The organism is Streptosporangium carneum (assembly GCF_027922005.1).
In the GTDB taxonomy this organism is placed as follows: Bacteria; Actinomycetota; Actinomycetes; order Streptosporangiales; family Streptosporangiaceae; genus Streptosporangium; species Streptosporangium carneum.
The window spans coordinates 32,483-57,735 of the sequence record NZ_BSEV01000012.1 but is presented as its reverse complement, the minus strand read 5'-3'; the positions used below and the strand labels follow the sequence as shown (position 1 = coordinate 57,735).

20 protein-coding genes are annotated in these 25,253 nt (G+C 71.3%); 10 read left to right on the top strand and 10 right to left on the bottom strand.

What is annotated here, in order from left to right; genetic code table 11:
* Positions 1 to 142 precede the first annotated feature (142 nt).
* On the bottom strand, positions 143 to 1,420 hold the full coding sequence (eno, locus tag PKF00_RS24455) for a phosphopyruvate hydratase (protein ID WP_271219965.1): 1,278 nt from the start codon (positions 1,418 to 1,420) through the stop codon (positions 143 to 145).
* A 112-nt stretch (positions 1,421 to 1,532) separates the two neighbouring features.
* Between eno and PKF00_RS24450 the strand changes: the two genes are divergently transcribed.
* Positions 1,533 to 2,291 carry a methyltransferase domain-containing protein gene (locus PKF00_RS24450; RefSeq protein WP_271219964.1) on the top strand — a complete coding sequence of 253 codons (759 nt, stop codon included), beginning with the start codon at positions 1,533 to 1,535 and terminating at the stop codon, positions 2,289 to 2,291.
* A gap of 32 nt (positions 2,292 to 2,323) precedes the next feature.
* On the opposite strand, the gene PKF00_RS24445 is transcribed toward PKF00_RS24450, so the two are convergent.
* From PKF00_RS24445 to mfd, 3 genes are read right to left on the bottom strand one after another with little or no spacing between them, the layout of a single operon-like run.
* Positions 2,324 to 3,295, bottom strand: a complete 972-nt coding sequence (locus tag PKF00_RS24445; RefSeq protein WP_271219963.1) for a nucleoside triphosphate pyrophosphohydrolase — start codon at positions 3,293 to 3,295, stop codon at positions 2,324 to 2,326.
* A 10-nt stretch (positions 3,296 to 3,305) separates the two neighbouring features.
* Positions 3,306 to 3,926 (bottom strand): SurA N-terminal domain-containing protein, encoded by a 621-nt coding sequence (locus PKF00_RS24440; RefSeq protein WP_271219962.1) that lies wholly within the window; start codon positions 3,924 to 3,926, stop codon positions 3,306 to 3,308.
* Positions 3,927 to 3,952: 26 nt separating this feature from the next.
* A complete protein-coding gene (gene mfd / locus PKF00_RS24435) occupies positions 3,953 to 7,483 on the bottom strand; it encodes a transcription-repair coupling factor (RefSeq protein ID WP_271219961.1) in 3,531 nt (1,176 codons plus the stop codon).
* Positions 7,484 to 7,634: 151 nt separating this feature from the next.
* On the opposite strand from mfd, the gene PKF00_RS24430 reads away from it, so the two are divergent.
* The 3 genes from PKF00_RS24430 to PKF00_RS24420 all read left to right on the top strand — a co-directional run bounded on the left by PKF00_RS24430 (position 7,635) and on the right by PKF00_RS24420 (position 10,754).
* Positions 7,635 to 8,363, top strand: coding sequence for a methyltransferase domain-containing protein (locus PKF00_RS24430; RefSeq protein ID WP_271219960.1), 729 nt, complete (start codon positions 7,635 to 7,637; stop codon positions 8,361 to 8,363).
* A gap of 78 nt (positions 8,364 to 8,441) precedes the next feature.
* A complete protein-coding gene (cysC, locus tag PKF00_RS24425; protein WP_271219959.1) occupies positions 8,442 to 9,671 on the top strand; it encodes an adenylyl-sulfate kinase in 1,230 nt (409 codons plus the stop codon).
* 111 nt (positions 9,672 to 9,782) lie between these two features.
* Positions 9,783 to 10,754, top strand: a complete 972-nt coding sequence (locus PKF00_RS24420) for a sulfite exporter TauE/SafE family protein (protein WP_271219958.1) — start codon at positions 9,783 to 9,785, stop codon at positions 10,752 to 10,754.
* Here PKF00_RS24420 and PKF00_RS24415 read toward each other — a convergent pair.
* Positions 10,638 to 11,579, bottom strand: coding sequence for a glycoside hydrolase family 26 protein (locus PKF00_RS24415; RefSeq protein WP_271219957.1), 942 nt, complete (start codon positions 11,577 to 11,579; stop codon positions 10,638 to 10,640). The genes PKF00_RS24420 and PKF00_RS24415 overlap by 117 nt on opposite strands.
* A gap of 539 nt (positions 11,580 to 12,118) precedes the next feature.
* On the opposite strand from PKF00_RS24415, the gene PKF00_RS24410 reads away from it, so the two are divergent.
* The 6 genes from PKF00_RS24410 (at position 12,119) to PKF00_RS24385 (ending at position 19,784) form a co-directional block, all read left to right on the top strand.
* On the top strand, positions 12,119 to 13,351 hold the full coding sequence (locus tag PKF00_RS24410) for a Wzz/FepE/Etk N-terminal domain-containing protein (RefSeq protein ID WP_271219956.1): 1,233 nt from the start codon (positions 12,119 to 12,121) through the stop codon (positions 13,349 to 13,351).
* On the top strand, positions 13,348 to 14,640 hold the full coding sequence (locus tag PKF00_RS24405; protein ID WP_271219955.1) for an O-antigen ligase family protein: 1,293 nt from the start codon (positions 13,348 to 13,350) through the stop codon (positions 14,638 to 14,640). The genes PKF00_RS24410 and PKF00_RS24405 overlap by 4 nt, the downstream gene beginning before the upstream one ends.
* A complete protein-coding gene (locus PKF00_RS24400) occupies positions 14,637 to 15,701 on the top strand; it encodes a hypothetical protein (RefSeq protein ID WP_271219954.1) in 1,065 nt (354 codons plus the stop codon). Before PKF00_RS24405 ends, PKF00_RS24400 begins: the two co-directional genes overlap by 4 nt.
* A 265-nt stretch (positions 15,702 to 15,966) precedes the next feature.
* Positions 15,967 to 16,815, top strand: coding sequence for a sulfotransferase domain-containing protein (locus PKF00_RS24395; RefSeq protein ID WP_271219953.1), 849 nt, complete (start codon positions 15,967 to 15,969; stop codon positions 16,813 to 16,815).
* 373 nt (positions 16,816 to 17,188) lie between these two features.
* Positions 17,189 to 18,799 carry a lipopolysaccharide biosynthesis protein gene (locus PKF00_RS24390; protein WP_271219952.1) on the top strand — a complete coding sequence of 537 codons (1,611 nt, stop codon included), beginning with the start codon at positions 17,189 to 17,191 and terminating at the stop codon, positions 18,797 to 18,799.
* A 31-nt stretch (positions 18,800 to 18,830) separates the two neighbouring features.
* A complete protein-coding gene (locus PKF00_RS24385; protein WP_271219951.1) occupies positions 18,831 to 19,784 on the top strand; it encodes a sulfotransferase in 954 nt (317 codons plus the stop codon).
* A 71-nt stretch (positions 19,785 to 19,855) separates the two neighbouring features.
* Here the strand turns inward: PKF00_RS24385 and PKF00_RS24380 are convergent, their stop codons facing one another.
* The 5 genes from PKF00_RS24380 to cysD all read right to left on the bottom strand — a co-directional run bounded on the left by PKF00_RS24380 (position 19,856) and on the right by cysD (position 25,239).
* Positions 19,856 to 20,719 (bottom strand): WecB/TagA/CpsF family glycosyltransferase, encoded by an 864-nt coding sequence (locus PKF00_RS24380; RefSeq protein ID WP_271219950.1) that lies wholly within the window; start codon positions 20,717 to 20,719, stop codon positions 19,856 to 19,858.
* Positions 20,719 to 21,660, bottom strand: a complete 942-nt coding sequence (locus tag PKF00_RS24375; RefSeq protein ID WP_271219949.1) for a glycosyltransferase family 2 protein — start codon at positions 21,658 to 21,660, stop codon at positions 20,719 to 20,721. Before PKF00_RS24375 ends, PKF00_RS24380 begins: the two co-directional genes overlap by 1 nt.
* A complete protein-coding gene (locus PKF00_RS24370; RefSeq protein ID WP_271219948.1) occupies positions 21,657 to 22,616 on the bottom strand; it encodes a sulfotransferase family protein in 960 nt (319 codons plus the stop codon). Before PKF00_RS24370 ends, PKF00_RS24375 begins: the two co-directional genes overlap by 4 nt.
* A 252-nt stretch (positions 22,617 to 22,868) precedes the next feature.
* The gene (gene cysN, locus PKF00_RS24365; RefSeq protein ID WP_271219947.1) at positions 22,869 to 24,131 is read right to left on the bottom strand and encodes a sulfate adenylyltransferase subunit CysN; all 1,263 of its coding nucleotides are present in this window, start codon (positions 24,129 to 24,131) and stop codon (positions 22,869 to 22,871) included.
* A gap of 193 nt (positions 24,132 to 24,324) precedes the next feature.
* Positions 24,325 to 25,239: a sulfate adenylyltransferase subunit CysD gene (gene cysD, locus PKF00_RS24360; RefSeq protein ID WP_271219946.1), complete on the bottom strand. Its 915-nt coding sequence runs from the start codon at positions 25,237 to 25,239 to the stop codon at positions 24,325 to 24,327.
* Between the last annotated feature and the right edge of the window lie 14 nt (positions 25,240 to 25,253).

The window sequence follows — 25,253 nt, the reverse complement described above, 5'->3', positions numbered from 1 at the left end:
TGACCCGTCGCGTCCGCGGGGGCTCCCGGCATCCGGGTGACATGCCCATGCATCCCGGCCGCATCCCCGGCGGTCCCGGTTCGCCTGCCCCGCGGTGCGGCCCGCGCCCGATTTGGCCGGGCGCGAGCCGTACCGTGCGAAACTACCGCTGGAAGCGCGGGAAGGCCGCACGACCCGCGTAGCGGGCGGCGTCGTCGAGAAGCTCCTCGATGCGGAGCAGCTGGTTGTACTTGGCCACGCGGTCGGAGCGGGCCGGGGCGCCGGTCTTGATCTGACCGCAGTTGGTGGCCACGGCGAGGTCGGCGATCGTGGTGTCCTCGGTCTCGCCGGAACGGTGGCTCATCATGCAGCGGTAGCCGTTGCGGTGCGCCAGGTCGACCGCGTCGAGGGTCTCGGTCAGGGTGCCGATCTGGTTGACCTTGACCAGCAGCGCGTTCGCGGTGCCCTCGGCGATGCCGCGGGCCAGACGCTCGGGGTTGGTCACGAACAGGTCGTCGCCGACGAGCTGGACCTTGTCGCCGAGCGCCCTGGTGATGGCGTTCCAGCCCTCCCAGTCGTCCTCGTTCAGCGGGTCCTCGATGGAGACCAGCGGGTAGTTCGCGACCAGGTCCTCGTAGAAGGCGACCAGCTCGGCGGAGGACAGGCCCTTGCCGTCGATGGTGTAGACGCCGTCGGAGTGGAACTCGGAGGCCGCCACGTCGAGCGCCAGCGCGACGTCCTCGCCCGGCACGTAACCGGCCTTCTCGATGGCGATCAGGATCAGGTCGAGCGCGTCACGGTTGGACGGCAGGTTGGGCGCGAAACCGCCCTCGTCGCCCAGGCCCGTGGCGTAGCCCTTCTCCTTCAGCACGGCCTTGAGCGCGTGGTAGACCTCGGTCCCCATCCGCACGGCCTCACGGAACGACTCGGCGCCGATCGGCGCGATCATGAACTCCTGGATGTCCACGTTGGTGTCGGCGTGCGCGCCACCGTTGAGGATGTTCATCATCGGGACGGGCAGCACGTGGGCGTTCGGCCCGCCGAGGTAACGGAACAGCGGCAGCTCGGCGCTCGCGGCCGCGGCCTTGGCCACGGCGAGAGAGACGCCCAGGATGGCGTTGGCGCCCAGGCGGGCCTTGTTCGGCGTGCCGTCCAGATCGATCATGACCTGGTCGATGCTGCGCTGCTCGGCCGCGTCGAACCCCAGGATCTCGTCGGCGATCTCGTCGGTCACGCCGAGAACCGCCTTCTCGACGCCCTTGCCGCCGTAACGCTCGTCGCCGTCACGCAGCTCCACGGCCTCGAACTGGCCGGTGGACGCGCCGCTCGGAACCGCTGCCCGACCCTCGCTGCCGTCGTCCAACAGGATGTCGACCTCGACCGTCGGGTTGCCCCTGGAGTCAAGGATCTCGCGGGCGGTGACGCCCTCGATGGAAGCCACGAAGCGCTCCTAAAGTCACAGGACAGTTTGCCTCAGAAGCCTATCGAGGCCCACCACCCGGTACGGCGGGCGGCTTCCTCTTCGGTGTCACGCGTGTGTTCAAATCGAAGACATGAGTGATGCCGCGGCCCTCGAACGGGTCCGTGAGCTACTGGATCCCGCCCTGCTCGACCTGGCGGGACGGAGGCCTCCGGGAGACGGTTACCTGGACCTCCTCGACGACGAGCCCGTCGAGGAGTCTCCCGTGCAGTGGCTCATGCGTTCGTCGTTCCTGCCGAGGATCTACGAGCGGGTGTGGCGGCCCGCGGTGCTCGGCACGCTGAAGGGCCCCTTCGGGCCGAGCACCGCGCAGGAGACCGCGCTGGTCCGGCGGATGCTCGAACTCGGCCCCGGCGACCTGGTGCTGGACGTGGCCTGCGGGCCGGGCAACGTGACGCGGACACTGGCCCAGGCGATCGGCGAGGACGGGCTTGCGGTCGGGATCGACGCGTCGGCGACGATGCTCACCCGCGCGGTGCGCGACACCGCGTCGGGAAACGTCGTGTACGTTCGGGGCGACGCCGTGAACCTGCCCTTCCTGCCCGGCCTGTTCGACGCGGTGTGCTGCCTGGCGGCGCTCTACCTCTTCGACCGCCCCTTCGACGCCCTGGCGGGGATGGCGCGGGCGCTCAGGCCCGGCGGCCGAATCGCCGTCATGACGACCCGGCGACTGCCTCTCGGCGGCCCGCTCAACGACCTCGTCGGCACCGCCTCGGGAGTCCGCCTCTTCGGCGACGAGGAGGTCACCGAAGCCCTCGCCCGCCTCGGCTTCTCCGGAATCCGCCACCGTGCCTACGGCCTCGTGCAGTTCATCGGCGGCCGTCTGGTCTGAGGCGTGTTCCCTTGTGGACCAGGCAGCCGCCCTCAGGAGCCGTGACCGCCGGACTCCCAGGCGCGGACCCGGTCGCGGTAGCGGCGGGCGGCGGCGCGCAGTTCCGCTTCGGGGTCGAGGCCGGCCTCGTGCGCCTGCCGTACGAGAGCGAGCAGCCGGACGCCCAGATCGGCGGTGTCCTCAGGGTCGGGCAGGAGCTCCGCGGGTGCGCCGACGCGTTCGGCCCGCCTGATGAGCTGGGCGGCGAGGGAGAGGGCCGGCTGGCCCATCGGGACCCCGTCGACGACGGAGCCCGAGTCGCCGCCGTTCTTGGCCGCGCGCTCGGCGGCCTTGATCGTCTCCCAGTTGTCGCTGACCTCCTCCGCGCCCTCGACCCTGGTGTCGGCGAACACGTGCGGGTGGCGGCGGACGAGCTTCGCGACGATCCCCTCGGCCACGTCGTCGATGTCGAAGCCGCCCGCGTCCTCGGGGCGGTCGTGGGCGACGCGGGCGTGGAAGGCGACCTGGAGGAGCAGGTCGCCGAGCTCCTCGCGCAGGGCGGCGTGGTCGCCCTCCTCGATGGTCTCCAGCACCTCGTAGGCCTCTTCGATGAGGTACGGCGCCAGCGACTCGTGGGTCTGCCGGGCGTCCCACGGGCAGTTCACCCTGAGACGGTCCATCACCGCGACGAGGTCGAGCACCCGCGCTCCCGGCAGGTCGTACGAGCCCGGCACGACCTCGATCACCGGCGGGTCGTCCAGCGCGAGCGCGGCGTGGCCGACGGCGCGCATCAGCGCCTCGTCGGCCTCGAACCACACGACGGTCCCGTCGCGGGCCTCGCGGACCAGGGCGGCCGGGTCCGGTGTGACGACCTCGACGGCCACCCCCGCCTCCGCGAGGTAGGGCAGGTGCGGATGGTCCGCGGACCCGGTGCGCACCGGCCCTTCCTCGAGGACCCGCCACGCGTGACGGCTGAGCAGCCCCGGGGCGACCCGGGGCGAGGTGGTGACGACGATCAGGGGCATGCCCCCGAGGTTACTGGGCCTGCGCGGCGGCGGGGATCGCGCCGAAACGGCCCGCGTCGACGAACAGGCTCGGCGCCTGCTCGCTCCGCTGCGTGTTGAGCGTGCCGTAACGCGGGTTCCAGGTGACCTTCACGGCCTGCAGGTCCTTGATCGCCTGCGCCTGGCCGCGCTGGAGGGCGGCCTCGTCGCTGCCGCCGCCGTACTGGGCCATGAGCTTGGTGAGCAGCAGGCCCGCCTTGGTGAACTCGCGTGCGTGCGACGGTGCGACGGCCTGCTGGAGCATCTGCTGCTCGTGCTGGGCCTCACCGCCGGAGGCGGCGATCACCTGGTCGATCTCACCGTCGGTGACCGTGATGCCCTTGCGCTCGGCCGCCTGGGTGTACTGCTTGGCGGTGGCGAGCTGGAACAGCACGACCTGCGGGACGCTGCCGGGGAACTGCAGCTGCGAGGCCGAGACGTTGGCCTTGGCCAGCGCGCCTTCGTACTCCCGCACGCTGCTCTCCAGCTCGCTGGAACTGATCCGGTCGCCGCCGACGATGGCGGCGGTCCCTGCCTGCCCCGGAGAGCAGGCGGTCAGCGCGGCCCCGGCGGCGGCGACCGCCAGGATGACACGCAGTCGAGTCGACTTCACTTGCGATCCCTTCACGACAGACGCGCCTACTTTACCGGCACGTTCTCGAGGAACATCGCCTGAACCAGATCTCCGCACCACCTGAGCAGGTCCAGGTCGCGCAGCGGCTGGCCGCCGAGCGGCCTGGTCTTCGGCACGGGCACCAGCAACGTACCGGCCGCCTGCTTCAGCAGCGCCTTCGGGTACAGCCTCTGCAGCCTGACCTGCTGGGAGTCTCTGAGCTCCACGGGGGCGAACCTGATGTTCTGGCCCTGGAGGGTGACGTCGGTCAGCCCCGCCCTGCGGGCGCTGATGCGGAAGCGGGCGACCTCCAGCAGGTTCTCGACCGGCTGGGGCGGCCTGCCGTACCGGTCGACGAGTTCCTCGCGCACCGCGGCGACCTGGTCGTCGGAGTCGACCGCCGCGATCCGCTTGTACGCCTCGAGCCGCAGCCGCTCCGAGGTCACGTAGTCGTGCGGGATGTGCGCGTTGATCGGCAGCTCGACCTTGACGTCGGGCCGCTCCTCCGCGACGAGGGCGCCGGACAGCTTCGCCTTCTGCTCCTGCACGGCCTCGGCCATCATCCGCACGTAGAGGTCGAAGCCGACGCCCGCGATGAAGCCCGACTGCTCCGCGCCCAGGATGTTGCCCGCGCCGCGGATCTCCAGGTCCTTCATCGCGACGTACATGCCCGCGCCCATCTCGGTGTGCTGGGAGATGGTGGCCAGGCGCTCGTGGGCGGTCTCGGTGAGCGGCTTCTCCGGCGGATACAGGAAGTAGGCGTACCCGCGCTCGCGACCCCGGCCGACCCGGCCTCGCAGCTGGTGGAGCTGGGACAGGCCGTAGTTGTCCGCCCTGTCCACGATCAACGTGTTGGCGTTCGGCACGTCGAGGCCGGACTCCACGATCGTGGTCGAGACGAGCACGTCGAACTCGCGCTCCCAGAAGCCCACCATGATCTTCTCAAGCTGGTGTTCCTGCATCTGGCCGTGCGCGACGGCGATCCTGGCCTCGGGCACCAGCTCGTGCAGCATGGCCGCGACCTTGTTGATGCTCGCGACGCGGTTGTGGACGAAGAACACCTGGCCGTCGCGCATCAGCTCGCGTCTGATGGCGGCGGCGATCTGCTTGTCGTCGTAGGGGCCGACGAAGGTGAGGATCGGGTGCCGCTCCTCCGGCGGGGTGAGGATCGTCGACATCTCACGGATGCCGGTGAGCCCCATCTCCAGCGTGCGCGGGATCGGCGTGGCGGACATGGCCAGCACGTCGACCTGCGTCCGCAGGTGCTTCATGGCCTCCTTGTGCTCGACGCCGAAACGCTGCTCCTCGTCGATGATGATCAGCCCGAGCTCCTTGAACCTGATCTCCGGCGAGAAGAGCCTGTGCGTGCCGATGACCACGTCGACCGACCCTTCGCGCAGGCCCTCCATCGTCAGCTTGACCTCGGAGTCGCTCTGGAAGCGCGACAGCGGTTTGACGTTCAGCGGGAACCCGGAGAAACGCTCGGCGAAGGTGGACAGGTGCTGCTGGACCAGCAGCGTGGTCGGCACCAGCACCGCGACCTGCTTGCCGTCCTGCACGGCCTTGAACGCCGCCCGCACCGCGATCTCGGTCTTGCCGTAGCCGACGTCGCCGCAGATCAGCCTGTCCATCGGGATCGCGCGCTCCATGTCGCGCTTGACCTCGTCGATGGCCTCGAGCTGGTCGCCGGTCTCGGCGTAGGGGAAGGCGTCCTCCATCTCCCGCTGCCACGGCGTGTCGGCGCCGAAGGCGTGCCCCGGCGAGGCCATCCTGGCCGAGTAGAGGCGGATCAGCTCCCCGGCGATCTCCTTGACCGCCTTCTTCGCCTTGGTCTTCGCCTTGGCCCAGTCGGCGCCGCCCATCCGGTTGAGCGTCGGCGCCTCGCCGCCGACGTAGCGGGTGACCTCGTCGAGCTGGTCGGTCGGCACGTAGAGTCTGTCGCCCTTGGCGTACTCGATCACGAGGTACTCGCGCGTCGCGCCCTGCACGGTCCGCTGCGCCATCTCGACGTAGCGGCCGACGCCGTGCTGCTCGTGCACCACGTGGTCGCCGACCTTGAGCTGGAGGGGGTCGACCATGTTGCGCCGCTTGGAGGGCAGCCTGCGCATGTCCTTGGTCGACGCCTTCTGGCCGACCAGGTCCAGATGGGTGAGCACGGCCAGCCCCTGGCTGACGAAGCCGTGCTCGACCAGGCCCGTGGTGACGTGGACGACCCTGGGGTCGGGCGCCGTCTCGAGGCCGCGTTCGAGGCGCGCGGGCAGGTCGACGCCTTTGAGCAGTTCGACCATCCGCTCAGCCGGGCCGTGGCCCTCGCTGAGCAGCACGACGACCTTGTCCTCCTCGAGCCAGCCCTTGATGTCGCCGAGCGCCCGCTGGGTGTCGCCCCGGTAGGCCTCCGCCTCGCGCGCCTGCAGGATCAGCCCGTCGCCCAGGTCGTCGCCGCCGAACGGCGCGATCGACCACCAGGGCTGGCCGAGCTCCCGCGCGTGGTCGCGGACCTCCTCCAGGGTGCGGAAGGCCGCGGCCCCCAGGTCGATGGGCGCCTCCCCGCCCGCCGCCGCGTTGATCCAGGACGCCTCGAGGAACTCCTGGCTGGTGCGCACCAGCTCGTCGGCACGGCCCCGGATGCGCTCCGGGTCGCACACGAACACCGCCGCCCGCGCGGGCAGGTGGTCGATCAGCAGGTCCATCTCCCCGGCGAGCACCGGCGCGAACGCCTCCATGCCCTCCATCGGGACGCCCTCGGCCAGCTGGTCCAGGATCTCGGCCAGCGCGGGGTGCTGGGCGGCGAGCCGTCTGGCGTTCTCCCTGACCTCGTCGGTCAGCAGCAGCTCGCGGCAGGGGGCCGCGAAGAGCCCGCCCTCGGCCACCTCGAGCGAGCGCTGGTCGGCGACCTTGAACCAGCGGATCTCCTCGACGGTGTCGCCCCAGAACTCAAGGCGCAGCGGGTGCTCCTCCGTGGGCGGGAAGACGTCCAGCAGGCCGCCCCTGACGGCGACCTCGCCGCGCTTCTCCACCATGTCGACCCGGCTGTAGCCGTTCTCGACGAGCCTGGCGACGACGCCTTCGAGCTCGGCGTCGTCTCCGGCGTGCAGCCGTACGGGGCTCAGGTCGCCCAGGCCCCGCACGATCGGCTGGAGCACGGCCCTGACCGGCGCGACGATCACGCGCAGCGGCCCGGCGGCGACGTCGCCCCTGATCGGGTGGGCCAGCCTGCGCAGCACGGCCAGGCGCTGGCCGACGGTGTCGCTGCGCGGGGAGAGGCGCTCGTGCGGCAGCGTCTCCCAGGCGGGGAAGACCGCGACCGAGTTGTCGTCCAGGAGGCTGGTCAGCGCCGCGGCGAGGTCCTCCGCCTCGCGTCCGGTCGCGGTCAGTGCGAGGACGGTCCGCGCTCCGTCCTCCGCGCCGTCCCTGGCCAGCGCGGCCACGGTGAACGGCCGCAGCGCGGGAGGCGCGATCAGTGAGACGTCGGAGAGGTCGCCTCCTCGCACGTCACGCAGAGCGGAGGCCAGTTTCGGCTCTCCAACGACAAGGTCAAGTAGTCCGGAAAGGCTCATCAGATTCGCCCACAGCCCCACGACGGCAACACGACAGGCCCCCGGCCGGCGCGGCACGGGGGTTCCCCCAAGGCTACTTCCACCGCGACCGTCGTCGGCGGCGAGTGGGAAATGCGCGACGAATCGTGCGGACTTGACTACTGTCAGTCACATGTCTGAGGTACGGTCGGTCGTCTCGCGAGACGACATATTCAGCCGACGGGTCCGCGAGCAGTGGACGGGGCAGTCGGGCCGGCGGCTCGACATCCTGGTCGCCGGGTGCGGATGGCCGGATCCGCTGGACCTGGAGCGGATCGAGGCGCGGGTCACCGGCATCGACGAGGACCTCCCCGCGCTGCGGGCGAGCACGTCCGCGCGCAAGGATCTCGACTCCTGGACGCTGGGGGACCTGCGCTCGGTGCCGGTGCCGCCCCGCGCGTTCGACATCGTCCACGTGCCGTTCCTGCTGGAGCGCATCGAGCACGCGGAGCTGGTGCTCGACCGTCTGCTCACCGGGTTGCGCCCCGGCGGTCTGCTGCTGCTGCGGATGCGCGACCGGGCCTCGGCGTACGGCACGTGCGACCGCCTGCTGCCTCCCGCGCTGCGACGGCTGCTGTGGCACGGCTTCGCGCCGGAGGGCGCCGTCGGCCCGCTGACCCCCTTCTACGGGGAGCTCACCTCTCGTGAGGGGATGCACTCCTTCTGCCTGACGCGCGGCCTGATGGTGACCGACGACGTGTCGGCGAGGAGCGGGCCCGCGCTGCACGGACCGAGGGGCGGGCTCGCCCGCCTCGCCTGCCTGGCGGTCGAGACGGCCTCGAGGGGACGACGGTCCGCCTCGCATGACGAGATCATCATGGTGGTGCGCAAGCCGCAGAGCCATTTCGCCCGTCTGATATGAGGCCCCGGGGTTGGTGTGGGAGAACTGGAGTAGGTAAGGTAATGAAATCCGACTAAGTCGATCGGGATTGTGGAGCAGATGACGGCCTCTTTCGAGTGGACCCCCGACGCCCGTGAGCTGGCCGACCTCGAGTTGCTGCTCTCCGGCGCCTTCCAGCCGCTGACCGGCTTCCTGAGTTCGGCCGACGCGCACGCCGTCGACGCGCACGGCGCCCTGGCCGACGGCACGCGCTGGCCGGCGCCCGTCACCTTCACGCTGCCCGACGACCACCCCGCCGTCCCCGGCGACCGGATCACCCTGCGCGACCCCGAGGGCGCCGCGCTGGCCGTGCTCACGGTCACCGATCGGCGCGACGGTTTCGTCGCCGGTCCCGTCGAGGGGCTCGACGCCCCCGAGCACGGTCCCTTCGCCCGGCTCCGTCTCACCCCCGCCGAGATCCGCAAGGAGCTTGCGGGCCGCGACACCCTGGCGGTCACCATGCGCGGGCCGCTGGACGACCTCGACGAGGTCAGGGCGACCGCCGAGGAGCTGGACGCCGCGATCCTGCTGCTGCCGCTGGCGTTCGGGGAGGAGGGTCCCGCGGTGGTGCGCGCCGCGCTCAGGGCGCGTGAGCGGCTGCCCGAGGGCACGCTCGTGGCGGTGGTCCCGCTCGCGCCGCGAGAGGACCCCAGCATCGACCTGGAGTTGCGCGAGCACGTGGCCGGGGCCTACGGCGCGACGGAGCACCTGGCGGGCCCCGAGCCCGTGACGCTTCCCGGGCCGCCGCACCGGCGCGGCCTCGTGGTCTTCTTCACCGGCCTGTCCGGCTCGGGCAAGTCGACCGTCGCCAGGGGGCTGCGCGACGCGCTGCTCGAGCGCGGCAGCCGTACGGTCACCTATCTCGACGGCGACGTCGTCCGGCGGCTGCTGTCGGCGGGGCTGACCTTCTCCAAGGAGGACCGCGACCTCAACATCCGGCGGATCGGGTTCGTCGCCGCCGAGGCCGCCAGACACGGCGGGCTGGCGATCTGCGCGCCGATCGCGCCGTACGCCGCGACCCGCGACGAGGTCAGGGCGATGGTCGAGGCCGTCGGAGCCGACTTCCTGCTCGTCCACGTGGCCACACCGCTCGAGGAGTGCGAGCGCCGCGACCGCAAGGGGCTCTACGCCAAGGCGCGGGCGGGCCTCATCCCCGAGTTCACCGGCGTCTCCGACCCGTACGAGGAGCCGGACGACGCCGACCTGGTCATCGACACCACCTCGATCAGCGTGGACCGGGCGGTCCACCAGGTGCTGGACCCGCTGGTCCAGGGAGGTTGGGTCCGCTGATCCGGAACGGAAGACCGGGTCCGCCGGCGCCGGGAAGGGCCGGCTTTCGTTCGAAGGGGCGTCAAGGCACGTCCGCCGCCCACGCAGTGCTCGAGAAATGGTGAACGACCGATGGCCATCGACATCCCCCTCGCCGCCGGATCCTTCTTCGTCGCGATCATCGTCGGGCTGACCGGCATGGGCGGCGGCGCGCTGATGACGCCGATGATGATGCTGTTCTTCAACGTGCCGCCCCTGGCGGCCGTCTCCAGCGATCTCGTCGCCTCCGCCGTGATGAAGCCCGTCGGCGGGTTCGTGCACCTGCGGCGCGGCACCGTCAACCTGCGGCTGGTCGGCTGGCTGTGCGCGGGGTCGGTGCCTGCGGCCTTCTGCGGGGTGTTCGTCGCCAGGGCGTTCGGGGACGGCGAGCAGGTCCAGGAGACGATCAAGTACGCCCTGGGCGTCGCCCTGCTGCTGGCCGTGGCCGGGCTGGGAGCCAAGGCCTGGATGTCGCGCGGGGACGCGACCGCCGGGCGTCAGGAGGTCGCCGCCGCGGGTCTGGACGACATCGTCGTGCGCCCAATTCCGACCTTACTGGTCGGTATGATCGGCGGCCTGGTCGTCGGCATCTCGTCCGTCGGCTCGGGATCGCTCATCATCGTGGCGCTGCTCGCGCTCTACCCCGCGCTGAAGGCCAACCAGCTCGTCGGCACCGACCTGGTGCAGGCCGTGCCGCTGGTCGCGTCCGCGGCCCTGGGGCACCTGCTGTTCGGCGACTTCCAACTCGCCGTCACCACCTCGCTGCTGGTCGGCTCGATCCCCGGCGTCTACCTGGGCGCCCGGATCTCCGCGTGGGCGCCCGGCGGCGTCATCCGCGTGCTGCTCGCGGTGGTGCTGCTGGCCTCGGCTCTGAAGCTCCTGGGGGTCGGCAACACGGCCATGCTCTGGATCCTCGCCGGAGCGGTCGCGGCGGGCGTGGCGGCGTGGTCACTGCTGTGGAACCGCGGCGGCGCTCAGGTAGGGGTCGCTGGCGAGGTCCCCGAAGGCCTTCAGACCACCGGGAGTGGTGTCGAAACGGGTGTCCCCCCGAGGGGCCCGCGGTGAGTCGAAGTAGACCAGCGCCTTGATGCGGGGGTAGGCGCGCATCTCCCCGCGCACGGCGGAGAAGAACGACTCCTTGAAGCCTGGGCCTTCTGGACGCTCGAACACGCCCCACTCGGCGACCATGACGGGCTTGGCCGGGCGGCGCGACCGCGCCCAGCTGTAGAACCCCGGCCAGTCCGCGAACTCCTCGCGGGTCTTGTCGACCAGGCCGCCGAAGGTCTGGACCCTGTCGTCGACGTAGGGGTCCGCGGCCACCCAGTCGACCACGTCGTCACCGGGATAGAGCCTGTCGAACCAGGGCCTGGCCGCCCAGTTCGGCGCGCCCATGTAGGTCATGACCGTGACCGCGTTGTCCACACCCCCGCGGCGCAGGCGGAGCACCACGTGGCGGAACATCGCGGCGTAGTCGTCCGCGGTCATCCCCGAGCCGGGGCTCTCCCGTACGTCGTCCTCGGGCTCGTGGTGCACGGTGAGGAAGAACCTCTCGGGGAAGCTCCTGACGATGTGGGCGGCCAGCCGGTCGATGCGCCCGTCCAGCGCGCCCCCGGCGATCTCCGCCCAGGTGTGGTCGAAGGACGGCTTCCAGTTGATCAGCAGGAGCCTGCGCCCGCCGGGGTCGCGCGCGATCAGCCGTTCCTCGGAGGTCGGGAAGAGCTCCGATCCCCGGTGGTAGAGGTGCACGATGTCCGCCCTGCGCCCCATGCGCCGCTCCGCGCGCGCCAGCGCCCGCCGGGGAGGCCTGCCCGTGAAGACCTCGGGAGCGATCCCCCACCAGGCTCCGCAGACGGGAACGAGTTTGGCGGCGACCCCGCAGGAGGGGCTCACCGCCCGCCCCCGGGAGCCCGCGGTGTGCCCGGGAGGATCCACACCCCGCCCGGGGGATTCGCCTCCTCCGACCGAGGAGTCCGCGCCGTGCCGGGGAGAGTCAGCGGCAGGCCCGGGGAAATCACGGGAAACGCCGTGAAACCGAGCGCACGCTCCCGTTCCCAGCACCAAGGCGAAACCCGTTACGGCGATTGTCACCTTCCGGGAAATCCACTTTTCTGCGACGTTTATCCGATGCACTGATTCCCCCCAGATGGTCCACTCGCACGCCTGTCCGTCTTCACCGGACTCCACCTTCCCATCGGCTGGACGTGCCGCGTCACGGACTTCGCCGGTTCACCGGGGGACTCCCCGCGAGCGCCGACGCCCCACAGGTGAGATATCGGATAAATGGCAAATATTTCCCCATGATCGCCATCATGGTTCTCATGAAAATCTTGCGTATCGGATGGGGAAAACGGTGAGCAGATCTATAGTTCCTAGGGTTCGGAATCGCCTACTCCCCCACGTCGAAACCGCCCGAAAGGGACCCACAACGCATGAACCCGTCGCCGGACATCCCCGTCCGCCGCTCCGGCGGAGACCTGACGGATTACGCGTCCCTTCTCCGGCGCAGATGGCCGACCGTCCTGCTCCTCATCGCCGCCGGAGTGGGCTCGGGCGCCGCCGCGCTCCGCCTCACCCCGCCCGCCTACACCGCCTCGACCCAGGTGCTGGTGACCTCGACAGGCCTGCAGGAGCAGACCAACCAGGTCACCAACCGGCAGCGTGAGGCGCTCAACCTCGACACGGAGGCCCAGATCGCCCGCTCCGCGATCGTCGCCAGAAAGGCCGGGGTCGCGCTCGGGAGCGCTCCCGGTCCCGCGGAGGTCTCCGTTCCGCCCAACACCTCGGTCCTGGAGATCTCCTACACCGCCGCCGACCCGAGGTCGGCGGCGACGGGCGCCGGCGCCTACGCCCAGGCCTACCTCGCCAACCGGCGCGAGGCCACGACCCGGGCGCTGGACATCCAGCTCAAGACGCTCCTGACCAAGCTGAAGCAGGTCAACGCGAGCCTGGCGACCGTCGTCGCCGCGCTGCCGGGACTGGCCAAAGGCACGGCGGAACGGACCATGGCCCTGCAACGGCAGAACGTTCTCAGCCGCCAGGTCTACAACCTCACCGTCAAGTACGACGCGCTGAGAACCGTCGCCGTCACCCCCGGCTCCGTGATCAGCGAGGCCGCCGTCCCCACCGCGCCGAGTCTCCCCAGCCCGCCCCTCTACCTGGGCAGCGGCCTGATGCTCGGCCTCCTGTCCGGAGTGGGCCTCGCCTGGCTCCGCGACCGCCCCCGCGCGCTCGGCGAGCCCCGGGACAGGAGGTTCGTGACCGCGATCGACGCTCTCGCGGGAGCCGTCCGCGCGATCCCCGGCGGCGAGGGAGCCGGCGCCCTGGCGGGCAGGCAGGGGGCGGTGCTCCTGGTCGGCGTGCCGGGAAGGTCGTCGCGCGGGGTGGCGCGGGCCGTGCGCAAGCTCAAGCGGCAGGGGGTCCCGGTGATCGGCGCGCTTCTCACGCCCCGGGAGGGAGCACAGACCACGGGTGCGCGGGAAGAGGAGAGACAGGGAGACAACCGGCTTCCGGCAGAGCGGGGGTTCCCCGAGCCGCCCTTCGGGGCTCTCCCCGGCTCGGCGCTCACCCCCCAGAACGGCGGGCCCGTCGTGGGCGGAGGCATGACCGCCACGCCGGTCAGCGGGACGTCCCCGGCAGGCGGCAGGAGGGTCTTCCCTCCGTGAGAGGCCTGGACCGGGCTGCCTGGCCGATCGCCGCGCTGCTCGTGGGTTACCCGTTCTGGTGGGCGCTCGGCTTCGGCGGGCTCTCGGTGATCGTGCTGGCCCCGTGGATGGCGCTGGTCCTGTGGCGGCGACGGCCCGTCCGGACCCCCCGAGGCTTCGGGCTCTGGCTGTTGCTGCTGGCGGGCTACCTGGTCAGCGCGTCCATGCTCGGCGAGATGCCGCCGCACACCTACGGCGACTTCGGCGCGGGGCGGGTGATCGGCTACCTGATGCGCCTGTTCCTCTACGTCTCGATGACGATCATGCTGCTCTACCTGGGCAATCTGACCGAGCGAGAGCTTCCCCAGCTCACCCTGACGCGCATGCTCGGCGCGCTGTTCGTCACGACCGTCGCGGGCGGCCTGCTGGGGGTGCTCGCCCCGCACGCCGGTTTCACCTCGCCGGTCGAGCTGCTGCTGCCCCGCTGGGTCAGTGAGAACGCCTTCGTCCACAACCTGATCCACCCGACCTCCGCGCAGGTGCAGAAGGTCCTCGGCCACGCCTCCCCGCGCCCCGAGGCCCCGTTCGAGTGGGCCAACGCCTGGGGCGGCAACCTCTCGGTGCTGCTCGTCTGGTTCGTGGTCGGCTGGTGGGTGTACGGCGGGCGGCGCAGCCGCCTGGCCGTGGCCCCGCTGCTCGCGCTGGCCTCGGTCCCCGTCGTCTACTCCCTGAACAGGGGCCTGTGGATCGGCCTCGGGGTCGCCGCCGTCTATCTCCTGCTGCGCCTGGGCACACGGGCCCGGCTCCTGGCCTGCTCCGCCGTCGCCGCGGGGGCGCTGGTGTTCCTTCTCAGCCCGCTGCGGACCATGGTGGCCCAGCGGCTGGACAACCCACACAGCAACGACATCCGCGCCTTCACGGTGTCGGCGACCGTCGCGGCGGCGCGCACCTCGCCGATCATCGGCTACGGCAACACCCGCAACGCGACGGGCAACCACCGCACGATCACCACCGGCAGGACCGACTGGTGCGACGGCTGCGGCCACCCTCCGCTGGGCAGCGACGGCCAACTCTGGCATCTGATGATCACTCAGGGCTTCGTCGGGGCCGGGCTCTACGTGGCGTTCTTCATCGGGGCGATCCGCCGCCACTGGCGTGACCGGAGCCCGATCGGCATGGCCGGAGTCCTGGTGATGATCCTGACCCTGCTCTACATGTTCGTCTACGACGGGCTGGTCACGCCGCTCAGCCTGTACCTGATCTCATTCGCGCTCCTGTGGAGGAACTCGATGGTGAGCGGGACCGCATGAACGACGCCCGCGCCCGGCTGCGCTACCTCGCCCAGACGGTCGACCTGCTGTTCCCCGGTGACGGCGAGGCCCGCCCCTACTCCCTGCTCCCCCATCCCGCGCTTCCCCGCAGGCTGGCCCCCCGGGCGTGGTGGCATCCCGGCGTGCGGGTCATGGTCCCCTCGGGGGAGGCGACGATCGAGACCTGCCTCAGCGAGGCGCTGGGCGTCCCGATCCGGGTCGTGCTGCACGTCCGCCCCGCGGGGCGCGCCAACCGCAAGCCGATCCTGGAGGCCCACTCCCCCGACGGGCTGACCGCCTTCGTGAAGATCGGCGACACCGCGCGGGTCCGCGAACTCGTCGCGCACGAGGCCCGGACGCTCAACCTGCTCGCCGACACCCCGCTGAAGACCGTCGTCCCGCCCGCCGTGCTCCACCACGGGTCATGGCGCGGCCTGTCCGTGCTCGCGCTGACCCCTCTCCCCGTACGGCGAGGCATCCGGCGGGGCCCCGTCCCCGATCGTCTCCTCACCGACGCGATCGACGAGATCAGCCGGATCCCCGGCCCCCCACCCGCCATCCCCCCTGACGACCCTGACGACGCCCCCACCCCGACGCCCGGCCACCCACCCGTCAGCACCCCCGACCCGACTCCCGGCGCCCACCCCGACGACGGCCCCCACCGGCTCCCCCGCCGGGCGCCCGCCCGCTTCTCCGACTGCGGATTCGCCTGGCACGGGGACTTCTCCCCCTGGAACATCGCGTGCGCGGCCGACGGCAGGCTGCTGGTGTGGGACTGGGAGCGGTTCGCCACCGGGGTGCCGCTGGGCTTCGACGCCGTCCACCACTTCTTCCAGCGCGCCCTGCGTCGCGCCGATCCCGCCGTCGCGGCCAGGGCCTGTCTGGCTCAGGCCCTGAGGACGCTGGCCCCGTTCGGGCTGTCCGCCGCCGAGGCCAGAACGACCGCGATCCGCTACCTGATCGCGCTGGCGGACCGGCACGCCGCCGACGGGCACACTCCCCTCGGGCCGCCCGAGCACTGGCTCAACCCCGTCGTCGACTCCCAGGAGCTCCTGCTTTGACATCCTCCCGGCTCCAAAGGATCGGGATTCCCGGCCGAAGCCGGGTGGTTCGCGGTTCACAGCCCCGCCCAGCGGCTGGAGGGCTCCCCGCGCTGCCACCCCATGCCCTGGGGCGGTCACGCCACGTCGGCTTGGTTGTCGCCGACCCCGTCACCGCAACAAGGCCTCGCCGAGAAAATCCGGAGAACATCATGAGGGACCGTTCCACATTTCCTCCCCGCTCCGAAGGACGGAGCATCCATGCTGGAGGAACGTGGTGAAGCCCATGCTGAAGCGTTCTGTGCACGCCGTGTCGCGAACCGCCGGGCGTCTCACCGCCGGGGGCCGGGTGCTGCCGTCCTTCCTGATCGTCGGGGCGCAGCGATCGGGCACCACCTCGCTCTACCGCGCGCTGTCACAGCATCCGTTGATCCTCAAACCCGTGCTCCACAAGGGAGTCCACTACTTCGACGTGGCCTACGACCGGGGCCTGTCCTGGTACAGGGCGCACTTCCCGCTGCGGACGAGAGCGGCCAGGCTGGCCCGCCGGTACGGCTGCCGCCCCCAGGCCTTCGAGTCCTCGCCCTACTACCTGTTCCATCCGCTGGCCGGTCCCCGGATCGCCTGGGACCTGCCGGGTGTGAAGCTGATCGTCCTTGTGAGGGATCCGGTCGAACGCGCCCTCTCCGCGCACGCCCACGAGCTGGCCAGAGGCTTCGAGACCGAACGCTCCTTCGCCAGGGCGGTCGAGCTCGAGGAGGAACGGCTGACTGGGACCGTGGACGACCTGTGCGCCGCGCCCCATTCGACGAGCCACGCCCACCGCCACCACGCCTACCTGGCCAGGGGCCACTACGCCGAGCAGCTCACCCGGCTCGAGCCTCTGGTCGGCAGGGACCGGATGCTCGTGCTCGACAGCGGACGGTTCTTCGGCGAGCCGGAGATCGTCTATGACCGCGTGCTGGAGTTCCTCGGGCTGCCGCACATCGGCGATCCGGTGTTCGAACAGCACAACGCCCAGCCCCGGCCGGCTCCGATGCCCCGATCGCTCCGCCGCGAGCTCGCCGAGCGTTTCCAGGAGTCCGACGCCCTGCTGGTCAGATGGCTCGGCACGGAACCCTCATGGCGACGCTGACCACCCCCGCCCGAGCCATCCCCCCGAGCCGTCTCCCCGACCTCCCCGCCCGCAGACCCTTCCCTCCCTCCCGTCCACCGCCACTCCATCCATCCACAGCACCCTCGTCCCACCCACTCCGCCCCCAGTCCCTTCACCCCACCCGTCCACAGCACCCTCACCCCATCTACTCCCAATCGTCCCGCCTCCGTCCCACAGCGCCCTCGCCCATCCACTTCCTGACCGTCCCGCCTCCGTCCCACAGGACAGAACCAGCGCCGTGACACTCCCTCCCCGTCCTTTCCCCCACCATGACCCCCGCTGTGGCCTCAGCGGCCCCCACCGTGTCCCTCACGACGCCACAGCCCCATGAATCTCGCCCAAGGAAACCGCCATGGTGACCCTCATCTCCGCGCAGCTGGCCCGCCTGTCCGTGCTGTCTCGCCTCTTCGGTATGAGCGGGGTGGCCAGGGACGGGCTCGCGGGGCTGGCCGGGGCGGGAGCGGGGGCCGGCGCGCAGTTCCTGATGGTCGTGCTGGTCACCCGGGAGACGGGCAAGCAGACGGCCGGCGTCTTCTTCGGCGCGACGGCGCTCTGCCTGACCGTCGCCGGAATCCTGCGGATGGACGTGGGAAACGGCCTGATCCACGTCATCGCCAGAGCAGGAGCGTCCGGCCGCGCCTGCGCCCACGACCGCACCCCGGCCCATGTCCACGTCCGCCACCGTGCCTGCGCCTCTGCCCATGTCCATGCCCATGCCCATGCCCATGCCCGCGACTGTGCCTGTGCCTGTGCCTGTGCCCGCGACTGTGCCTGTGCTTGTGCCCGTGCCACCCCTTGTGCCCATGCCCGTGTCCGCGGCTACATGCGCGCGGCGCTGACACCGGTCGCGGCTCTTTCCCTGACCGTCGGGGCGGTCGTCGTCACCTGCGTCCCCGATCCCGTGTTCCGGGTGCTGGGAGCCGCGCTGCCGGTGGTGGTGTGCGCGGAGGTCATGGTGGCCGCGACACGCGGATTCGGCGCGATGTCGCCCACCGTGCTGCTGGAAGGCGTGCTGCTGCCGACGGCCCAGCTCGTCCTGGTCACGCTCGCGGTGCTGGCGGGGGGCGGGTCGGTTCCGGTCCTGGCGGCGGCGTGGGCCCTGCCGCATCTCGCGGTGCTGGCACTGGCCGCGCTCTGGCTGCGCGGGCGTCTGCCCCGCACGCCGTATGTCTCCGGCACCGCCGGAGACCTGTGGCGTCACACCTGGCCCCGATCGGCGGCGGCCGCCGTCCAGGCGGTGTTCCAGCGGCTCGACATCATGATCGTGGCGATGCTCGCGGGGCCGGCGGAGGCGGCGGTCTACACCGCGGCGACCCGTTTCAAGGTGGTCGGCCAGCTCGCCAACCGAGGGCTGGCCCAGGCGGCGCAGCCGAGGCTGGTCGCGGCACTGGCCGCGCGCGACCTGCCTCGCGCCCGCGAGCTGTACCAGTCCGCGACCGTGTGGCTGGTCCTGCTGACCTGGCCCGTCTGGCTGGGATACGCGGTCTTCGCCCCCTGGTTGCTCGGCCTCTTCGGCGGGGGCTACGCCTCAGGGACCCCGGTGGCACTGGTGCTCGCCGCGACGATGATGCTCGCCTGTGCCTGCGGCATGGTCGACGTGGTGCTGACCGCCGCGGGGCACACCGGCTCCAGCCTGGCCAACCTGGTCGCCGCCGTCGCGGTGACCGTGGCGCTGGGCGCGTGGTTGATCCCCTCCTGGGGAGCGCTCGGCGCCGCCCTCGGCTGGGCCGGGGGCACGCTGGTCAAGAACCTGCTGCCGCTGTGGCAGATCCACCGCCGCTACGGCCTGCGCCCCTTCGGCTCCCACAGCCTGACGGCCCTGACATGGTGGCGGACCCGTCGCCCCGCACGGGAAGAGACCGGACAAGAGGCCAGAAGACGCACCCGGGGAGAAGCCGAGCAGGAGACCGCAGCACACCCCCGGGGAGAAGCCGAGCAGGAGACCGGGAGACAGACGCGGTGACCGACGTGGGGCGGACACGAGGACGGGCCCGGTGAGGGACACGGAGCCGGGCACGGCGGCGGGCACGGCGGCGGGCACGGGCAGGCCCGTCCTGGTGACCGGCCTGCCCAGGAGCGGGACGAGCTGGACGGGCAAGATGCTGGCGGCGGGCGGCGGGCTGGTCTACGTCAACGAGCCGCTGAACCCCCAGCACCCGCCAGGACGGTGCCCCGGAGTGCTGAACGCCCACGTCACCCACCGCTTCCAGTACATCTGCCAGGACAACGAGGAAGCCTGGCTGCCCGCCTTCACCGACACCGTCGCCCTGCGTTACCGGTTCCTGGCCGAGCTGCGGCGCAACCGCTCGCCGTACGACCTGGCGAGGATGGTCAGGTACGGCACGGCGTTCACGCTGGGGCGGCTGACAGGACGGAGGGCGCTGCTGGACGACCCGTTCGCGCTGTTCTCCGCCGGGTGGTTCGCCGAGCGGCTCGGCTGCCAGGTGGTCGTTCTGCTGCGCGACCCGGTGGCGTTCGTGGGAAGCTGGCAGCGCCTCGGCTGGACGGTCTACTTCCACGAGCTGCTCGAACAGCCGTTGCTGGTCAGGGATCATCCGCATCTGGAGGCGCTGCGCGGGCTCGTCGGCTCCCAGGACCGCCTCGCCAAAGCCGTCGCCCTGTGGCGGGCGGCCAGGACCGTCGCCGCCGACCTGGCGGCCAGACACCCCGGGATCTTGCTGGTCGACTACGAGGCCCTGGCCGCCGATCCCGGAGAGGGCTTCCGCCGGCTGTACGGCCTGCTCGGCCTGACCTGGTCCTCCCGCGCACAGGAACGGGTTTCCAGGGCGTGCACCGCGTCCGCGGGAAGCGCAGGCGGCTTCGCCTGGAGCGGCCTGTCCCGTACGGCCTATCGCCCCATGGACTCCCGCCAGGCCCTGACCACGGCGGCCAACCGGCTGAGCCCGGAGGATGCCGGCCGCGTCAGAAGACTGGCCGGCCTCCGGTAGGCCCACCGGCGCCTCGTCTTCCACCGTCCGGCAGGCCTGCCTTTCCGGGACCCTGGAGCCCCAGGGCGGGTTCAGGAGAACAGGCGACGGAACAGGCAGGTTGTGAGCAGGACGAGGGCGAACGGCAGGTCGTGCAGCAGGTAGCGGCGGGCCAGCCTGCCTGGCTCGTTGAGCAGCCGGAAGAGCCACTCCAGCCCGGCTCGCCGCATCCACATCGGCGCTCTGCGCACCGCGCCCGCCGCGAACGTGATCGCCGCGCCGCAGCCGACGAACCAGGTGGTGGGCAGGTCCTCTCGGAGGCGTGCGATGAGGCGGTCCTGTTTGGGAAAGCCGAGGCCGACGAAGACCAGCCGGGGCGCGGCGGCCAGCAGGGCGTCCTTGACCCTCGCGTAGCCCTCCTGGGTGGTCTCGAACCCGTGCGGCGGGGCGTCCGCGCCCACGACGAGCAGGCGGGGATGGCGCTCCCTGAGCCTGTCGGCCGCCTGCCTGGCCACTCCCGGCGGACCGCCCAGCAGATAGACGGGATGGTGGTAGAAGGCGGCGGCCTCGGACAGGGACCAGACCAGGTCCGCGCCGGTGACACGGCCCGGCACGGGGGTGCCGAGCAGTTTCGCCGCCCACACCAGCGGCATGCCGTCCGCGACCACGAGGTCGGCGCGCTCGATGATTTCGCGTGCCTCGGGGTCACGGGCGGCGGCCCAGCAGATGTCCACGTTCGGAGTGACCAGATGGCCGCCCTCACCGCGCTTCAACGCGGCGACCACGTGGTCGACCACCTCGCCCTCGGTCATCGGGTCGACGGCGAGACCGGCCACCCGCACCCTGCGGCGCAGCCTCCTGCGGGTCGCCTTGTCAGGGTGAGGTTCAGGGCGCGGTTCAGGACGTGGGGTCCCGGGCGTGGCGTCGGTGGCCTCCCTGGCGGTTCTGAGCGCCATCAGATGCCGTGCCCACGGTGGTGCAGGGCGCTGAGCACCGTCTGGGCCGACACCAGGCCCGCCGCCACAGCGAGCGCGATGGGCGCGCGGGGCTCGCCGCGCCGTGCGGCGAACGCCCGCCACGCCCAGCGCCCCGCCTCCCTCCTGCGGCCCAGGGCCGCGTGGTGGAAGGCGAGCTGACCGTAGACCCGCGCCGCGCCGCGCGGATCCACGGCCAGATCGGGGTGCCGGGCGAGCATCCACTCCAGCCCGGCGATCCGGTCGGCCCAGCGGGTGCTGTACAGCGAGCCGCCCCAGCGGACGCGCGCCAGCGGGCGGTCGACGTGCACGATGGGACGGCGGGCCGCGGCGCGCAGCGCCAGGTCCCAGTCCTCGTTCTGGCCGTTCGGCGCGCTCTCGTCCACCCAGAACGCGCCACGCCTGAACAGGAACGTCGAGGAGTGCGCCATCACCATGCGCGAGCGCAACAGGTGGGCTCGGGTGATCTCGGAGGTGCCCGCCAGGCGCGGGACGCGGCGTGAGCCGTACTCGACCTCGATGGCGCAGCTGGAGAACTCCGCGCCCGGCTCGGCCAGCAGCGCCGCGATCTGGGCGTCGAGCTTTCCCTGCGACCACAGGTCGTCGTCGTCGCAGAAGGCGACCAGGTCGGTGTCGAGTGCCGCGATGCCCGTGTTGCGGGCGCCCGGCAGACCGGGACTGAGGCGGTTGGCCACCACCCTGACCCGACGCGGGAGCGGCTGCGTCTCGCCCGCCGCCATGGCCCCGCTGACCAGCAGGTCGGCCACCTGGTCGATGACCGGGGCGAGGGCCGCGCCGTCCACGACGACGACGACCTCGACGGCGCCGGGGTGGTCCTGGTCGAGTGCGGCGAGCACGGCGGCGCGCAGGTGTTCCGGCCGTCGCCCCTTCGTGGGAATGACCACGCCCACCGATGGACTCACGCGAGCCTCCCGCGATAGCCGTACTTGATCATCAGCGGCCAGGTCATCGTGGTGACCAGGCGTCGGTGCCTGGCCGGAGCCGCGGTGCGCCACGCGTCGTCGGAGACCAGCCCGACCGTGCCGACCGTGAAACGCATGGGATTGCCGGAGACCGTGTGCGTCCGGGAGAGGCGGGCCTGCCCGTCGGCCAGGAAGTCGAGGCGGGGAGGCAGGCCGATCCTGCCCAGCAGGCCTCTGAGGGTGTCCGCCGGGGCGTGGAGGAGGTCCTCGTAGCGGACCCTGGTGACGGGGACGCCCCTGCGGGCCAGGAGCTCCAGGCTGAGGTTCTGGGCCACCCAGTGCAGCGAGGTGCGGGCCGGTGACCAGCGGGTCATCGGGGAGCCGTCCTCGGGGCGCACGACCCGCCTGTCCCAGGAGTGCGCGACCGCCCTGGGGTCACGGACGACGTGCACGACGTGGACGTCGACCCCGGCCGCCGCCAGGCAGAAGGCCAGGGAGGCGTGTTTGCTGGAGTCCACCACGACCGGGCAGTCGGCGACCTCGCCCGCCGCGTCGTACAGGCGACGGTGCGCGGCGACGTACTCGCCCAGCTCGGCGGTCCGCGGCGACGGCCACCCGGCGGCGCCGATCCGCTCCTCGGCCAGGAGTTGGGCCAGGGTGAGGATCCGACGGGTGCGGTCGACCCTCCGCCCGAGCGCGAGGACCCGGTGGGCGAGCTCCGGCGACCATCCGCCGAAGGCGCGTTCCCCCACCTTGTGCCAGAACGGACATGTGCCGAACGGCTCGTGACATCCGCAGTCCTCGTCCGCCAGCACGCCTCTGGCCCAGAGGTGAACGACCTCGCCGAGCGGCGCGACGCCGGGCACCTCACCGAGGAGCCGCTCCAGCAGCGTGGTCCCGCTACGGCCGAGGCCCCCCAGGAAGACGACCCGGGCGGGGGACGGACTATCAGACACAGGCACGAATCCTTACCCGATGGATACGGAACGTGCCGAGGCTAGCGCGGAGAGTTACCGAAAGGACGGAGAACAGACAAAGGATCTACCTGGGAGACGTCATCCTCCCGGCATGCCCGCACAACACGACGGTCTCCTCCGTCACCCGCGTACGGCGGGCGTCGGAGGAGACCGTGTGAGACTCACCTGGTGTGCGGCGGTGGCCGCCGGAACCGGCCGCGCGATCCACCGCCAGGGGCTTCTCGGGAGGGGCTACCGCGCTTCGACGATCATCCCGGCGCCGACGGTGTTGTTGGTGGCCTCGTCCACGAGGATGAAGCCGCCGGTGAGGCGGTTTCTCGCGTAGTCGTCCACGAACAGGGGCTGGGTCACGCGGAGCGAGACGCGGCCGATCTCGTTCAGGCTGAGCGACTGGGCCGACTCGTCGCGGTGCAGGGTGTTGACGTCAAGGCGGTAGTGCAGGTCGCGGACCAGCGCACGGGCCGTGCGGGTGGTCTGCTTGATGGTCAGCTTGGTGCGCGGGCTGAGCTTGCTCGCGTCGGTCATCCAGCAGACCATCGCCTCGAGTTCCTGGGCGGCGTGCGGCTGGTTGTTCGGACGGCAGATCATGTCGCCGCGGGAGATGTCGATGTCGTCCTCGAGGCGGAGGGTCACCGCCATCGGCGGGAACGCCTCGTCCACCGGGCCGTCGTAGGTGTCGATCGAGGCGATGCGCGTGGTCAGCCCCGAGGGCAGGTGCATCACCTCGTCGCCGGGCTTCAGCACGCCGCCCGCGACCTGGCCCGCGTAGCCGCGGTAGTCGTGGAAGGCCGGGTCGGTGGCCCGCTGCGGCCTGATGACGTACTGCACCGGGAAGCGGACGTCGACCAGGTTCCGGTCGGAGGCGATGTGCAGGTGCTCGAGGTGGTGCAGCAGCGAGGAGCCGTTGTACCACGGCATGTTCTCCGAACGGGAGACCACGTTGTCGCCGTGCAGCGCGGAGATCGGGATGAACGTCAGGTCGGGGGCGTTCAGCTTGGAGGCGAACGCGGTGAACTCCTCACGGATCTCCTCGAACCGCTCCTGGGAGTAGTCGACCAGGTCCATCTTGTTGACCGCCAGCACCAGGTGCGGCACCCGCAGCAGCGTGGTCAGGAAGGCGTGCCGCCGCGACTGCTCCAGCACGCCCTTGCGCGCGTCGATCAGGACGATCGCCAGGTCCGCGGTGGAGGCGCCGGTGACCATGTTCCGGGTGTACTGGATGTGCCCCGGGGTGTCGGCGATGATGAACTTGCGCTTGGGCGTGGCGAAGTAGCGGTAGGCCACGTCGATGGTGATGCCCTGCTCCCGCTCGGCCCGCAGGCCGTCGGTGAGCAGCGACAGGTCGGTGTAGTCGGTGCCGCGGTCGCGGGAGGTGCGCTCGACGGCCTCGAGCTGGTCTTCGAAGATGGCCTTGGAGTCGAAGAGCAGCCGCCCGATGAGGGTCGACTTTCCGTCGTCGACGCTTCCCGCCGTGGCAAAGCGAAGGATGTCCATCAGAACTGCTCTCCAGAGGTCGTACGGCTTTCGCGGGAAGGCTGTGCCGGGAGCGTGCCCCGGACCACACGCGGTTGGGCTTGCACCGGCGGGAACGGCCGGCGCGACAGGGCGACGCCTGCGGGAAGTGCCCCCCGGACCACGCGTGCCCCCTCCCACGAGGGGACGGGCCGGTGCGACAGGACGTCACGCACTAGAAGTATCCCTCCCGCTTGCGGTCTTCCATCGACGCCTCGGAGGCCCGGTCGTCGGCGCGGGTCGCGCCGCGTTCGGTGAGCCGGGTCGCGGCGATCTCGTCGATGATCTCCTCGACCGTCGCGGCGGCGGACTGCACCGCGCCCGTGCAGGTCACGTCGCCCACCGTGCGGTAGCGGACCGTCATCTCCACGAGCTGCTCGTCCTCGTCGCGGGTGATGAACTCGCTGTCGGCCAGCAGCATGCCGTCGCGCTCGAACACCTTGCGCGTGTGGGCGTAGTAGATCGACGGGATCTCGATGCCCTCGCGGCGGATGTAGTCCCAGATGTCGAGCTCGGTCCAGTTGGACAGCGGGAACACCCGGATGTGCTCGCCCTTGCGGATCCGCGAGTTGTAGAGGTTCCACAGCTCGGGGCGCTGGTTCTTCGGGTCCCACTGGCCGAAGTCGTCGCGGAAGGAGAACACCCGCTCCTTGGCGCGGGCCTTCTCCTCGTCGCGGCGGGCTCCGCCGAACACGGCGTCGTACTCGTTGTCCTCGATCGCGTCCAGCAGGGTGGTGGTCTGCAGCCGGTTGCGGGAGGCCCTGCGCCCCGTCTCCTCGACCACGCGCCCGGCGTCGATGGAGTCCTGCACGCTCGCCACGACGAGACGGGCGCCCAGCTCCGCCGCCCTGCGGTCGCGGAACTCGATGACCTCGGCGAAGTTGTGCCCGGTGTCGACGTGCATCAGCGGGAACGGGATCGGCGCGGGCCAGAACGCCTTCTCCGCGATGCGGAGCATGACGATGGAGTCCTTCCCGCCGGAGAAGAGCAGACAGGGGCGCTCGAACTCAGCCGCGACCTCACGCATGATGTGAATGGCCTCTGCCTCGAGGACATCGAGCTGCGACGTGGTGTAGTCGCGCTGAAGCATCTGACTCTCCTAGC